The sequence below is a fragment of the Microbacterium sp. SZ1 genome (assembly GCF_002362255.1).
Lineage (GTDB): Bacteria > Actinomycetota > Actinomycetes > Actinomycetales > Microbacteriaceae > Microbacterium.
On sequence record NZ_LPVV01000006.1, the window covers coordinates 12,049 to 25,135 of the forward strand.

9 protein-coding genes are annotated in these 13,087 nt (G+C 69.6%); 3 read left to right on the forward strand and 6 right to left on the reverse strand.

The features are described from left to right. The first annotated feature begins 30 nt into the window (after positions 1-30). Complete coding sequence (locus AUC47_RS05775; protein ID WP_096714267.1) at positions 31-1,074, forward strand: ATP-dependent DNA ligase; 1,044 nt, start codon at positions 31-33, stop codon at positions 1,072-1,074. Between the two features lie 23 nt (positions 1,075-1,097). Here AUC47_RS05775 and ligD read toward each other — a convergent pair whose 3' ends face one another. From ligD to AUC47_RS05800, 5 genes are all read right to left on the reverse strand, one after another. Next, positions 1,098-2,150, reverse strand: a complete 1,053-nt coding sequence (ligD, locus tag AUC47_RS05780; RefSeq protein WP_096714268.1) for a non-homologous end-joining DNA ligase — start codon at positions 2,148-2,150, stop codon at positions 1,098-1,100. Between the two features lie 87 nt (positions 2,151-2,237). Further along, positions 2,238-3,485 carry an SseB family protein gene (locus tag AUC47_RS05785; protein WP_096714269.1) on the reverse strand — a complete coding sequence of 416 codons (1,248 nt, stop codon included), beginning with the start codon at positions 3,483-3,485 and terminating at the stop codon, positions 2,238-2,240. A 26-nt stretch (positions 3,486-3,511) separates the two neighbouring features. Next, positions 3,512-5,962 (reverse strand): ATP-dependent helicase, encoded by a 2,451-nt coding sequence (locus AUC47_RS05790; RefSeq protein WP_096714270.1) that lies wholly within the window; start codon positions 5,960-5,962, stop codon positions 3,512-3,514. Positions 5,963-6,065: 103 nt separating this feature from the next. Beyond that, positions 6,066-9,149: a lamin tail domain-containing protein gene (locus tag AUC47_RS05795; RefSeq protein ID WP_096714271.1), complete on the reverse strand. Its 3,084-nt coding sequence runs from the start codon at positions 9,147-9,149 to the stop codon at positions 6,066-6,068. 146 nt (positions 9,150-9,295) lie between these two features. After that, positions 9,296-10,282, reverse strand: coding sequence for a glycerophosphodiester phosphodiesterase family protein (locus AUC47_RS05800; protein WP_096714363.1), 987 nt, complete (start codon positions 10,280-10,282; stop codon positions 9,296-9,298). An 87-nt stretch (positions 10,283-10,369) separates the two neighbouring features. Between AUC47_RS05800 and AUC47_RS05805 the strand changes: the two genes are divergently transcribed. Further along, positions 10,370-11,299, forward strand: coding sequence for a Bax inhibitor-1/YccA family protein (locus AUC47_RS05805; protein WP_096714272.1), 930 nt, complete (start codon positions 10,370-10,372; stop codon positions 11,297-11,299). 157 nt (positions 11,300-11,456) lie between these two features. Continuing rightward, positions 11,457-11,729 (forward strand): GlsB/YeaQ/YmgE family stress response membrane protein, encoded by a 273-nt coding sequence (locus AUC47_RS05810; protein WP_096714273.1) that lies wholly within the window; start codon positions 11,457-11,459, stop codon positions 11,727-11,729. A gap of 64 nt (positions 11,730-11,793) precedes the next feature. Here the strand turns inward: AUC47_RS05810 and AUC47_RS05815 are convergent, their stop codons facing one another. Continuing rightward, the gene (locus AUC47_RS05815) at positions 11,794-13,086 is read right to left on the reverse strand and encodes an RNA polymerase sigma factor (RefSeq protein WP_096714274.1); all 1,293 of its coding nucleotides are present in this window, start codon (positions 13,084-13,086) and stop codon (positions 11,794-11,796) included. Between the last annotated feature and the right edge of the window lies 1 nt (position 13,087).

Below are 13,087 nucleotides of genomic sequence, written 5' to 3' on the forward strand. Positions count from 1 at the left end.
CGCGACCCGTTCCCGGGCCAGGATGGGTCCATGCGCTACGAGATCCCCGCTCCCATGCTCGCCAAGGCGGCGGCATCCGTCCCCGACCCCGCGAAGACGACCGGCGGCTTGCTGTTCGAGCCGAAGTGGGACGGATTCCGCGGCCTGATCGCGTGGGACGGCGAGACGGTCGAGATCGGCTCCCGGGGCGCGAAACCGCTCACCCGCTACTTCCCCGAACTCGTCGAAGCGATCCCCGAGCTCCTCCCGGGTCCCTGCCTGCTCGACGGCGAGATCGTCGTCGCGACCGGCCGTGAAGGTGCGCAACGACTCGACTGGGAGGCGCTGAGCCAGCGCATCCATCCGGCCGCGTCCCGCGTCGCGAAGCTGGCGGCCGAGACGCCCGCTATGTTCATCGCCTTCGACCTGCTGGCCGAGGGCGACGACGATCTGCTGCAGTCGCCCTTCCGAGAGCGCCGTGACCGCCTGGAAGCGCTGATGGCGAAGGTCGAGCACCCGCTGCACATCACCCGCACCACCACCGATCGCGACGCGGCCGTCCGCTGGCTCGCCGAGTTCGAAGGTGCGGGACTCGACGGCGTCGTCGCGAAGCCGCTGGATCAGCCCTATGCGCCGGGCAAGCGCACCCTCATCAAGGTCAAGCACGCGCGCTCCGCCGATGTCGTGGCGCTCGGCTACCGCATCCACAAGTCGGGCAGCGGCGTCGGGTCGTTGCTGGTCGGCCTCTACGACGCCGACGGGCGACTGCACCAGGTCGGTGGCGTCGCCGCGTGGAGCGACAAGCGTCGGCAGGAGCTCGTCGACGAGCTCGCTCCGCTGGTCGAGCGCGACGAGGACGGCGCCGCGGTGACGGGTGAGAGCGAGCGCTCACGGTTCAGCGGCTCCAAGGACGTGTCGTTCGTGCGGCTGCGCCCGGAGCGGGTGCTCGAGGTGCGGTATGACCAGCTCGAGGGCGACCGGTTCCGCCACACCGTGCAGTTCGAGCGCTGGCGGCCCGACCGCGACGCGCGCTCGTGCACCTACGACCAGCTCGACACCGTCGCCGGATACGACCTCGCCGACGTGATCGGCTGAGGCGCGGCATCCGGCACCCGCCTTCAGTCGCCGGTCGGCGCGCCGTTCTCGTCCCAGTTCGCAGCGACCTTCTTGCTCGGCTGCACGCGCGGCGGCTCACCGGGCATCTTCGGGAACTCGGGAGGGAACGGCAGCTCGCCGAGCCCGTCGGCCTTGTCCCGCTCCCACCACTCGAGCAGGGTGTCGATGCGTCCAGGCGACGCCTGCTTCTCGGCCCACGGGTCGCCGATCTCGTCGAGCCGCTTCGGGATGCTGCGCACGGTGAACTGCGATGGATCCAGATCGTCGAGCTCATCCCAGTGGACCGGCGTCGACACCGTCGCCTTCGGCAGAGCGCGCGGGCTGTAGGCACCCGCCATCGTGCGGTCGCGATTCGCCTGGTTGAAGTCGACGAAGATCCGCTCTCCGCGCTCCTCCTTCCACCAGTTGGTGGTCACCTGCTCCGGCATCCGGCGCTCCAGCTCGCGACCGGCAGCGATCACCGCATGTCGCACGTCGAGGAACTCGTGCGTCGGCTCGATGGGCGCGAAGACGTGGAGGCCGCGGTTGCCGCTCGTCTTCGCGAACGCCTCGAGACCGGCCTCGCGCAACACGGTCCGCAGCTCGTGGGCGGCGGTCACGGCATCCGCGAAGTCCGTACCCGGCTGCGGGTCGAGGTCGATGCGCAGCTCGATCGGATTGTCAGGGTCGGTCGCGAGCGACGCCCACGGGTGGAACACGATCGTGTTCATCTGCGCGGCCCACACGATCGCGCTCGGGCGGTTCAGCACGATCTGCGGATGCCGTCGCCCGCTGTTGTAGGTCAGCGTCACCGCGTCGACGAAGTCAGGCGTGCCCTTCGGCGGGTTCTTCGAGAAGAAGCCCTCGCTGCCGACGCCGTCGCGGAACCGCTCCAAGGAGACAGGACGGTTGCCGTTGGCCGCGAGGAACGGCACGCTGGCGAGCTGGAAGTACTCGGCCAGCTCCGCCTTGGTGATGCCGACTTCGGGCCACACGACCCGGTTCGGGCTCGACAGTGCGACCTCGCGCTCTCCATCCGGATCGACGACGGTCAGGGTCACGCGTTCGGAGGCCATGCTCCGACCCTAGAGCGCGAGCGAGACGCGCGGAACCCCCGGCGAGGCAGGCCGGGCGCCATGCGGCCGGCCCGGTCGGGTCGTGCGTCAGTCGCCCACGTCGACCGCGAGCACCAGCACCGGCGCGAGCGCGTCGCGCTCGATGAGCAGCGTCGGTCCCGCGGGGTCCAGGATCACACCGGCCATCTCGGGATGTCCGGCGAACAGCTTGGCGAGCTGCTCGGGCTCGAACGGCAGCGGACGGTCGCCTCGACCGAGCGCCAGCACCTCGAGCGGGTGCGAGAACAGCTGCAGGAACCGCTTGCCGTCGGCCGTCTGCGCCTCCGCGATGCCGGGCTGGCCGGTTCCGGTGCCGTCGTTCACCGCCACCCACATGCGTTTGGTGGCGAGCGCCTGACCGAGCTTCGCCGCAGTGTCCTGCTCCCGCGGCTGGGCGAGCAGTGACTTCACCGTCATCTCGACGTCGGCCTGCTCGAGTGCCTTCTCGAGGAGCTCGGTCGGGAAGACGACGCGGTGCGGCGCGGAGGCGTTGTCGACGATGAGCCCGGCGAAATCGCCCGCGACGACCTGCTGCAGCACCGATGTCACCGGCTGGGCGACGGCCGAGGTCGCGGTGGGGTCCGTCTCCAGCTGCACGGAGTCGCGCACGGCGCCCGCGGAGCTGAAGGCGAGCATGAACTGCCGGTCGCCATCGCGCACGACCGCGACCGAGAGCGGCTTGCCCTCGCTGATCTGGGCGCGCGCATCGCCGTTCACCCGGATGTACAGGTGCGCCTGCAGCGCCTGGCGCAGCACGCCCAGGAGCTGCTCGTTCGTGGCACCCTGCTCGATCTGCGCGAGGGCCTGACGGAGCAGGACGTTGTCCTTCATGCCGGGAACCGTCTCGGTCTGCTCCGGCGGCAGCGCGGGCGCGAGCGGCAGTCGGCGCTCGGTCTGGGCATCGCCGGGCTGCTGAGCCGGGGCTCCCCCGAAGGCGGGCGCGACGGGAGCCGTGGATGCCGGAGTCGAGGCAGAGGGTGCGGCGTTCGGGTCGGGCAGCGAGACCTCGGGTCCGGCCTGCGCGCCGACGCCGCGGAAGGCCTGCACGGAGATGCCGACGGCGGGCGCTGCCTCCTCGACGGGAGCGTCCTCCGGGGCAGCGGCTACCCCTTCGGCGCCGGTCGCGGCGGTCGAGTCGGATGCGATGCCGGTGGCGTTCTGCGGATCGACCGTCGCGCCGTCGCGCGCCTGCGGCGCGGTGCCGTCGGCCTCGTCGGCGGAAAGGGTCGCGTCTGCCTCGGTCTGGTCGGCGACGACGTCGTCAGCGGACTTCTTGCGGCGGGAGAACAGGGCCATATCAGCCAGCCTAACCCGCGACCCCGCTAGATCTTCTCGATCGGCGCGACCTTGATCAGCAGCTTCTTCTGCCCGGCGGAATCGAAGCGCACGTGCGCGATCCGCTTCGCGCCCTCGCCCGTGACGGCATCCACTCGACCCTCTCCGAAGTCGGAGTGGCGGATGCGGTCGCCCGCCGTCAGCTCGAGGTCGCCGTTGTCGCGCATCTTCGCCGTGACGCGGTTCGGGAACTTGTCCATCGCAGTCGAGAGGGGCTTCAGTGAGTCGCTGCCGGGCAGCGGCTTCACACCGAAGCGGTCACCCGATCCGCCGAACCCGCCGCCGCCTCGTCGAGCGTTCAGAGCGCGAGACTGCGTACCGCCGCGCGAGTTCACGTCGCCAGGCGACTGCCGCCAGTCGATCAGTCCGGCCGGGATCTCCTGCAGGAACCGGCTCGGCATCGCGACCGAGACCTCGCCGAACTGGGCGCGCGTCATAGCGAGCGACAGGTGCAGGCGCTTCCGTGCGCGCGTGATGCCGACGTAGAAGAGACGGCGCTCCTCCTGCGGCCCGCCCGGCTCGCCCGCCGAGATGCGGTGCGGGATGAGGTCCTCCTCGACTCCCGTCACGAAGACCGCGTCGTACTCGAGCCCCTTCGCGGTGTGCATCGTCATGAGCGACACGGTGCCCGACTCGTCGTCGAGGTCGTCGGCATCCGACACCAGCGCCACCTCGGTGAGGAAGTCGACGATCGTGCCCTCCGGGTTGTTCCGCGCGAAGTCCCTCGCGACCGCGACGAACTCGTCGAGGTTCTCGACCCGCGCCTCGTCCTGAGGGTCGCGGCTCGCGCGCAGAGCGTCGAGGTACCCGCTCTTCGACAGCAGCACGCTGAGGCCGTCGGCGACGGAAGTCGGCGGCGGCACCTCCCCCGATGCGGGAAGCATGATCTCGGTCGCCTCGGCGAGCGTCGCGTCGAGCTGCGCGATGGCCGCCTGGATCTTCGGCCCCACCCCGAGCTGACCTGGCACCGACAGCGCCTGACGGAAGGTGATGTCGTGGTCCTCCGCGAACCGCGCGATCGCGGTCTCGGTCACGTCGCCGATGCCGCGGCGAGGCTTGTTGAGGATGCGGCGCACCGCCATCTCGTCAGCCGGGTTCGCGACCGCCACGAGGTATGCGAGCGCGTCCTTGATCTCGGCGCGCTCGTAGAACTTCGTGCCGCCCATGATCTTGTACGGCACAGCGGAGCGGATGAAGATCTCCTCCAGCGCACGCGACTGCGAATTCGTGCGGTAGAAGACAGCGATCTCGGAGTACGGCATTCCGGCGCGTCGCAGCGCCTCGATCTCATCGGCGACGAACTGGGCCTCGTCGTGCTGCGAGTACCCGGTGAAGCCGATGACCTTGTCGCCGTCTCCCTTGTCGCTCCAGAGCTTCTTGTCCTTGCGGTCGAAGTTGTTGCCGATGACCGAGTTCGCCGCGGAGAGGATGTTCTGCGTCGAACGATAGTTCTGCTCGAGCAGCACCACCTTGGCTCCGGGGAAGTCGCGCTCGAACTCGCTGATGTTGCGGATGTCGGCGCCGCGGAACGCGTAGATCGACTGGTCGGAGTCGCCGACCACTGTCAGCGATGCACCCTCGAGCTCCGGCGTCGTCTCGGGCTCGAAGATCATCATGCCGTTCGAGGCATACGGGTCGGGGGCGTCTCCGGAGACGGGGCGCGTCAGCTCGTGGATGAGCGCGTACTGCGCGTGGTTCGTGTCCTGGTACTCGTCGACGAGCACGTGCCGGAACCGCCGACGATAGGTGTCGGCCACCTGCGGGAAGGCGCGGAACAGGTACACCGTCTGACCGATGAGGTCGTCGAAGTCGAACGCGTTCGCCTTCTGCAGCTGTCGCTGATAGTCGGTGAAGAGCTCGACGAAGATGCGTTCCGCGGGATCGCTCATGTTCGCCTGGCGTGCGTACGCCTCGGCATCCGACAGTTCGTTCTTGAGCTTCGAGATGCGCCCCTGCACCGACGCCGGAGTGAGACCGTACGCGTCGGCCTCGTGCTCCTTGACCAGACGCTTGATGAGGGCGCGCGAGTCGCCCGAGTCGTAGATCGTGAACGACTTCGTGAATCCGAACTGCTGCGCTTCGCGACGCAGGATGCGCACGCACGCCGAGTGGAACGTCGAGATCCACATTCCGCGGGCCGCCTCGCCGACGATGCCCTCGACGCGCTCGCGCATCTCGCCCGCGGCCTTGTTCGTGAACGTGATCGCGAGGATCTGGCTCGGCCATGCTTCGCGAGAACGGAGTAGCGAGGCGATGCGACGCGTGAGCACGCTGGTCTTGCCCGAGCCGGCGCCCGCGACGATCAGCAGCGCGGGGCCGCGATAGGTGACGGCCTCGAGCTGCTGGGGGTTGAGGCCGGCGAGGAGGTCGTCCTGACCCTGCTCCCCGGTGGAGCGCGGGCCGACGGATCCGGGAACGATGAGGGGGGCTTCGGTCATGGCCTTAAGAGTCTAGGCGTCGCCACCGACACCGGGAGCCGGGGTCCGGGGGCCTGCCCACGAGACGGGCGGGTGCGTTCGCACCTCGCCCGCCTCGCGCATGTCAGATCGTTCGACGACGGCGCCGCACGGCCACGGCGCCCGCTCCGAGGAGCGCGATCGCGAACAGGATGCCGAGCGTCGGCACCTCCGCGCCCGTCACCGCGAGTGCGCCCGTGGCCGTGATGCGGATGTCGGCCCAGCCGATCAGTGCGCCGGAGTCGGAGTACACCGCGATCCGGTGGGCGCCCAGCGCGGCATCCGATGGAATCACGACCGAGAAGGTGCCGGCGGCCGATGCCGTGCCGCTCGCGAGCAGCACCGGGTCGGAGTACATCCACACCGCGATCCGCTCCCCCGCGTGGTCGCCGCGGACCGACACCGTGACGGTCTCGCCGCGCGCGGCCGTGCTCGGGTTCACCGTCACGCCGTTGCGGTTGTCATCCGTCAGCGCAGAGCCCGGCAGAGGCGGAGTCTGACCACCGGGGGTCTCCCCGCCCGGGTTCTCGCCGCCGGGGTTCACCGCGGCCGGCAGCGTGCCCACGCGCAGGGCCTCGGAGGCGAAGCCGTCCGCGAACCACCACACCGGTCGCTGGCCGTTCACCGCGAGCGACGCGGGCGCGGTGGCGAAGCCCTCGTTGTTGATGTCCGGCATGCCCGCGGGACGCGCGTAGTGCGCGATCCCCGGCGCGTTCGTGCCGTTCAGCGTGATCTGGGCCGAGCGCCCGCCACATCCGTCGTCGCACACCGCCCACAGCACGCCGAGCACGCTGTCGTAGTCCAGCGCCATGACTCCCGCCAGTCTCGGCGCGATCTCCGAGACGAGCACGGCCGACCCGTCGCCGTTCAGCGCGAACGCGTACACGTGGCCGTTGTCCTCGACCGCGACGAGGAACAGCCCGTCACCGTGCCCCGAGTAGTCGGCCGGGTCGTAGGCCGCGCCCGTGTTCTGATCGAACAGCTTCCCGGCGAGCGCCGAGTCCGGCACCCACTGGACCGCTTCCATGCCGAGGTTCGCTCCCACCGCCGGCAGCTGCGACGTGAGGTCCCACTCCTGCTCGGCGACCAGGTCGCCGGCCGCGGCCTCAGGGTCGACCTTCAGCACGGTGTTCTGGTTCACGCCCTTCGCGCTGTTGTCGCGCTCCGAGGCGACGTACACGAAGCCGTCGCCGTCGACCGTGATGCCCTCGGTGTCGGGCCCGGCGGCGGAGGGATTCGCCGCATCCTTCTGGAAGCGCACGCGCTTGCCCGCCTCCCAGCCGGAGATCGTCGAGAACGACCCGTCCGCGTGCGCGTCGAGCTTCCAGATTCGACCCTCCCCGTTGTCGACGGCCCACAGGATCGCGCCGTCGGCGGTCTCCTGCACGTCGAGGCCGGAGCTGTCCTCGAGGAACGTCGGTGCGGTGTCGAGCACCCGCACCTCGGCCGAACCCGGCCACGGCGAGACCGCGATCTCACCGGCGCACACGTTCGCCTCGCCCTTGGTGTCCTTCGCGGTGCTCGCGAACGGTCCGGTCGTGTCGGGGCAGCGACCCCAGGTCGTGGCCGCGTGACCGGCGCCCCAGGTGGTGGAGTCGACCAGCAGGTCGCCGTCGAAGACCCGCACGGCGTCTCCGTCGCCGAGTCCGAACCCGAGCTGGGCGCGCTCGATCACGAGGTAGCCGCCCGCCGCGATCGTCGTTCCCGCCGGAATGGCGTAGGAGTGCGCGTCGTCGTCGTCCTTCACGACGACGCCTGACACGTCGAGCACGGCATCCGTCGGGTTCACGAGCTCGACCCAGTCGTCGGGCGATCCGCCGTCCGACTCGACCTCGTTGATGCGCACGGGGTTGCCGCACGCATTGCGCAGACCCTTCGTGGAGACGGCGATGTCGACGATGTCGCCGGTGCCGTCGGCACAACGCGCCAGCACCCCGGCGGCATGCGCCGCGTATGCGTGCTCGTCGACCGTGTTGCCGTTCGCGTCGCGCAGGGTCGCGGTATCGCCGTTGCCCAGACCGAAGACGAAGTGCGTCGGCTGGTCGAACACGAAGTAGGCGCCGGGCGCGAGGACCGTGCCCGCAGGCAGCGGAGTGGCCTCGTCGGCGTGACCGACGGGGTCGTCGTCCATGACCGTCCAGCCGGAGATGTCCACGGGCGTGATGCCGACGTTCACGACCTCGATCCAGTCGGTCGTGTCGCCGTTCGACTCGATCTCGTTGATCACGACGTCCGGGACCACGCAGGAGTTCGCAGCGCCCTGGGTCGCGTGGGCGAGGGCGAACACGCCCGCGCCGTCGGGGCAGCGGGCGAAGGTGGCCGCGACGAAGTCGCCGTCGATCGCGGCGTGACCGGTCCAGGGCAGGGTGTCGTCGATGATCGTGCCCGTGGCATCGAACAGGCGGATGCGGTCGGCGCTGCCGATGCCGATCGGCTCGCGGAACGGCGCCTCGACGCCGCCGACCATGCCGACGGACGCCTCGTCCACGACGAGGAACTCGCCGGCTCCGATCGTCGTGCCGGGGAGGAACTGCCACCGGTGGTCGTCGGAGTTGTCGCGGATCTCGTAGCCCGAGATGTCGAGGACCTCGTCGCCCGGGTTGTAGAACTCCACCCAGTCAGCCGGCTGCGAGTCGACCTCGTTGATGACGATCGATCCGGCGACCGGCGCGTTCGACGGGAACACGTTCGCCACTCCCTTGGTGGGCTCGGCCGTGGTCGCCCACTCGACGGCGCCGTCGACATCGCGCGCGCCCCACGTCGCGGTGGCGTGCCCCGTCCACGAGGTCTCGTCGACGATGGCGCCGAGCGGGTCGAACAGGCGCACCTGGTCGTCCTTGCCGAGCCCGAAGTCGAACTGCCCGACGCCCGAGCCGGAGTCCAACTGGTCGATCGCGAGATACGCGCCGGCTGCGACGACCGTGCCCTCGGGGAAGGTGTACGAATTCCCGTCGCTGTTGTCCTTCACGACGAAGCCGCCGAGATCGACCTCGGTCCCCGAGGTGTTCAGGAACTCGATCCAGTCGCCGGGGACGCCCCCGTCGGACTCGACCTCGTTGATGCGGATGCCGGATTCGGCGCCGGTGGCGGACAGGGGGACGGCGAGCAGTGCGGCGGCGCCGAGCGCGCCGACCGTGGTGATCGCCGCCGCGGAACGCAGGCGGGACATGGGTCTCCTGAAGGGATGCAGACGGGTGTCACCCCAGACCACCGAGTGCGGTTTGCCGCACGGCATCCTTCCGGTGCACGGAAGGTGAACGCGGGGTTGCCATTGCTCGCGACAGCCGAACGGCGCCGGCGAAGGTCTGCGGACCCTCAGCCGCGGAAGAACGCCACCCCGAGGTCGGGGTGATCGACGAAGACGCCGTCGACACCGGTGCGCGCGATCACGTCCCACTCGGCTTCGTAGTCGCCGAAGGCCTCCTTGCCGCCCGCACCGCGGAACTCCTTTGCGAGGAACCGATTCTCCGGTCGGCACGTCCAGGTGAACACCGTCAGCCCCCGCGCATGAGCATCGGCCACGATCGTGTTGCCCTTCTCGAGCAGCATCTTCTTGTCGACGCTGATGCCGTCGACCGATCCGATCAGCGCGTCGAGCCCACGCGGAGTGACAGTCGCCGCGTAGGTCGGCGCGTGCATCCCGTGCGTCACGACCAGATCGTACGGGCTCCCGCCCGCCTCGATCAGGTAGACGTAGGACGCGGGGACGCCACGGTCTCGCAACTCCCCCAGCACCGTCGACTCGAACGACTCGACGATGAGCGGCAGCTGGCCCTCGCTCCAGCCGGCGGCCCGTAGTTCCGCGGCGATGAGGGGCGCCAGCGGCATCCCGATGCTCGTGAAGTAGGTGGCGTGCTTCACCTCGAGCACCACCCCGATCTCGCGCCCGTGCTCGCTCGACCCCTCGCGCACGATGTCGAGAACGTCGACGAGCCGCAGGATCGGCTGGGCACCGTCGAAGCTCGCGCTCGACGGGCGCACATCGGAGAGCCGCTCGCGACTGCGCAGCGTCGACAGCTCATCCCAGGTGAAATCCTCGGTGAACCAGCCGGTCAGCGCCTCGCCGTCGATCCGCTTGGTCGTCTTGCGATCCGCGAACTCCGGATGCTGCGCCACATCCGTCGTCCCGGAGATCTCGTTCTCGTGGCGGACGATGAGCACGCCGTCCTTCGTGGCCACGACGTCGGGTTCGACCGCATCCACCCCCATCGCGAGCGCGAGCTCGTACGACGACCGCGTGTGCTCCGGTCGGTAGCCGGGGGCACCGCGATGCCCGATGACGAGGGGAGAATTCCTGGGCACGCTCTCAGCGTAGAACACGCGCGCGACACGCCAGGGCGGGTATCGTGGAGGAAAGCGACCTACAACCCCTTTGGAGTGAGGCCCACCATGAGCAATTTCGCTTTCAACAACCCGGCGTTCCAGCAGCAGGATCCGCGGAACGTCGCGACCTACCCCGGGGCTCCGCAGGGCGCTCAGGGTGCGCAGGCCGCCTCGTTCCAGCACGGGACGATGGATGCCGCCGCGAACGCGCAGCTGGAGGGCATGTACGCCGCTCCGCCGGCCGGCGCCATCGAGACCGACCGCATGTCGGTCGAGGACACGGTCTGGAAGACCGCCGGTCTCTTCGCCATCCTCCTCGTCACCGCCGCTGTCGGCTGGTTCCTGACCCTCGGCGGCGTCGCAGCCCCCGTGCAGAACCCCTACGACCGGTTCGAGCCGAACCTCCTTCCGTGGGTCGTCGGCGCCCTCGGCGGTTTCGTGCTCGCGATGGTGATCTCGTTCACCTCGCGCAAGAAGGTCCGTCCCGCGCTGATCTTCGCCTACGCGGCATTCGAGGGTCTCTTCATCGGAGGCATCTCGGCGTTCTTCGAGGTCCTGTACCCCGGCATCGTCTTCCAGGCGACGCTCGCCACGGTCTCGGTCGTCGGTGTCACCCTGGCTCTCTTCGCGAGCGGCAAGATCCGCGCGACGAAGAAGGCCACGAAGATCTTCATGATCGCGCTGGTCGGCTACCTCGTCTTCTCGCTCATCAACGTCATCCTGACCTGGACCGGCGTGCTGGGTGAAGGCGCGGCGTTCGGTCTGCTGAGCAAGGTCGAGATCCTCGGCATCCCGCTCGGTGTCATCATCGGCGTCCTCGTCGTCATCATGGCCGCGTACTCGCTGGTGCTCGACTTCGACCAGATCCAGCAGGGCGTGCGCAACGGCGCTCCCCGCACCTACGGCTGGCTCGGCGCCTTCGGCATCATGGTCACGGTCGTCTGGCTGTACGTCGAGATCCTGCGCATCATCGCGATCGTCCGGGGCAACAACTGACCGCAGCGCTCACGAAAGGCCCGTCTCCTCAGGGAGGCGGGCCTTTTGCCATACTCGGGACGAGAAACGCAAGGGGTTGCAGGGTTTTCTCAGCAAAGGCACGCTGGTTAACACGAAGCCCCGGCACCCCGGGGCTCCCGATTTATAGGAGCTGACCATGAGTTTTCTCGGCTTTCTTCTTCTCGGCCTCATCGCCGGAGCCATCGCCAAGCTGATCCTTCCGGGCAAGCAGGGCGGCGGCTGGTTCGTGACCCTTCTGCTCGGCGTCGTGGGCGCCCTGCTCGGCGGCTGGCTCGGCGGTCTGATCCTGAACCGCCCGCTCACCGAGTTCTGGGACCTCGGCACCTGGCTCCTCGCCATCGGCGGTTCGATCATCGTGCTGCTGATCTACGGCCTGATCGTCGGACGCGGCAACAAGTCGCGCGCCTGACACCAGCCGCGCGAGCGGCGACGCAGAGAACCCCCTCGGATCATCCGAGGGGGTTTTCTCGTGTTCAGGCTCCCGATGCCTTCGCCTCCAGCAGCGCACGCTCCCGGTCGTTACCCGCGAGTGCTGCGGCCGTCGCGAACTCGCTTCGCGCCTCCGAGTCTCGGCCGAGGCGCAGCAGCAACTCGCCTCTCGTCGCGGGCAGCAGGTGGTACCCACGGAGGGCGCCGGATGCCGAGAGCTCGTCGATGATGCGTAGCGCGGATGCCGGACCGGTGGCCATCGCGACCGCCGCCGCCCGGTTGAGCTCGACGACGGGCGACGGCGCGATGCGCCCGAGCGCCTCGTACAGCAGGACGATGCGATCCCAGTCGGTCTCCTCGACCGACGTCGCCACGGCATGGCATTCGGCGATCGCCGCCTGCAGCCCGTAGGCGCCGCGCCCCCTGCCGCGCGCGTCAGCCTCCGCGAGAGCTGCTCGACCCCGCGCGATGCGGCCGCGGTCCCAGCGACCGCGGTCCTGATCGGTGAGCAGCACCGGATCGCCGTTCCTGTCGGCCCGGGCGGGGAAGCGCGCGGCCGTGAGCTCCATGAGAGCAAGCAGGCCGAGCGCATCCCTTTCCGCCGGCATGAGAGCGGTCAGGACGCGGGTGAGACGGATCGCCTCGATACTGAGCTCCGGGCGCATCCAGTCGGCGCCGCTGGATGCCGAGTGCCCCTCGTTGAAGATGAGATAGAGAACGCCGAGGATCGCCCCGAGACGGTCGGCGCGCTCCTCGCGCGGAGGCAGTTCGAACGGCGCTCTCGCTGCCGCAAGGGTCTTCTTCGCGCGAACGATGCGCTGCTGCACGGTCGCCGTCGGCACGAGGAACGCTCGTGCGATCTCCTCGCTCGACAGGCCGCCGACGACACGCAGCGTGAGCGCGACCTGCGCCTCACGGGACAGCACCGGGTGGCACGAGATGAAGATCAGCCGCAGCACGTCGTCGTCGACGGCATCCGGGTCCCAGGGCAGTGCGTCGACCGCCTCGTCCTGCTCGCGCTCGAGGTCGTGCGCGAGGGCGGCGATCCGGTCGTCGAGGCGCTCCCTGCGCCGCCACCCGTCGACGGCCTTGCGCTTCGCCACCGCCGTGAGCCAGGCCGCGCCGTTGCGCGGCACGCCGTCGACCGGCCACTGCCGGAGTGCGTCGAGGACCGCCTCCTGCGCGAGATCCTCCGCCAGACCGAAGTCGCCGACCAGGCGCGTGAGCGTGGCGACGATCTTCGCGGACTCGATGCGCCACACAGCGGCGACGGCGCGCTCCGCTGCGTCCCCACCGGGGGCGATGCGCGCCGTCTCGCTGTCGTGAGGGTCGGTCATG

Excerpts from the sequence above, each read along its gene's own strand:
- AUC47_RS05815 (WP_096714274.1), bottom strand. The coding sequence starts at position 13,086 with ATGACCGACCCTCACGACAGCGAGACGGCGCGCATCGCCCCCGGTGGG.
- AUC47_RS05795 (WP_096714271.1), bottom strand. The coding sequence starts at position 9,149 with ATGTCCCGCCTGCGTTCCGCGGCGGCGATCACCACGGTCGGCGCGCTC.
- ligD (WP_096714268.1), bottom strand. The coding sequence starts at position 2,150 with ATGGCCTCCGAACGCGTGACCCTGACCGTCGTCGATCCGGATGGAGAG.
- AUC47_RS05775 (WP_096714267.1), top strand. The coding sequence starts at position 31 with ATGCGCTACGAGATCCCCGCTCCCATGCTCGCCAAGGCGGCGGCATCC.
- AUC47_RS05805 (WP_096714272.1), top strand. The coding sequence starts at position 10,370 with ATGAGCAATTTCGCTTTCAACAACCCGGCGTTCCAGCAGCAGGATCCG.
- AUC47_RS05790 (WP_096714270.1), bottom strand. The coding sequence starts at position 5,962 with ATGACCGAAGCCCCCCTCATCGTTCCCGGATCCGTCGGCCCGCGCTCC.
- AUC47_RS05785 (WP_096714269.1), bottom strand. The coding sequence starts at position 3,485 with ATGGCCCTGTTCTCCCGCCGCAAGAAGTCCGCTGACGACGTCGTCGCC.
- AUC47_RS05810 (WP_096714273.1), top strand. The coding sequence starts at position 11,457 with ATGAGTTTTCTCGGCTTTCTTCTTCTCGGCCTCATCGCCGGAGCCATC.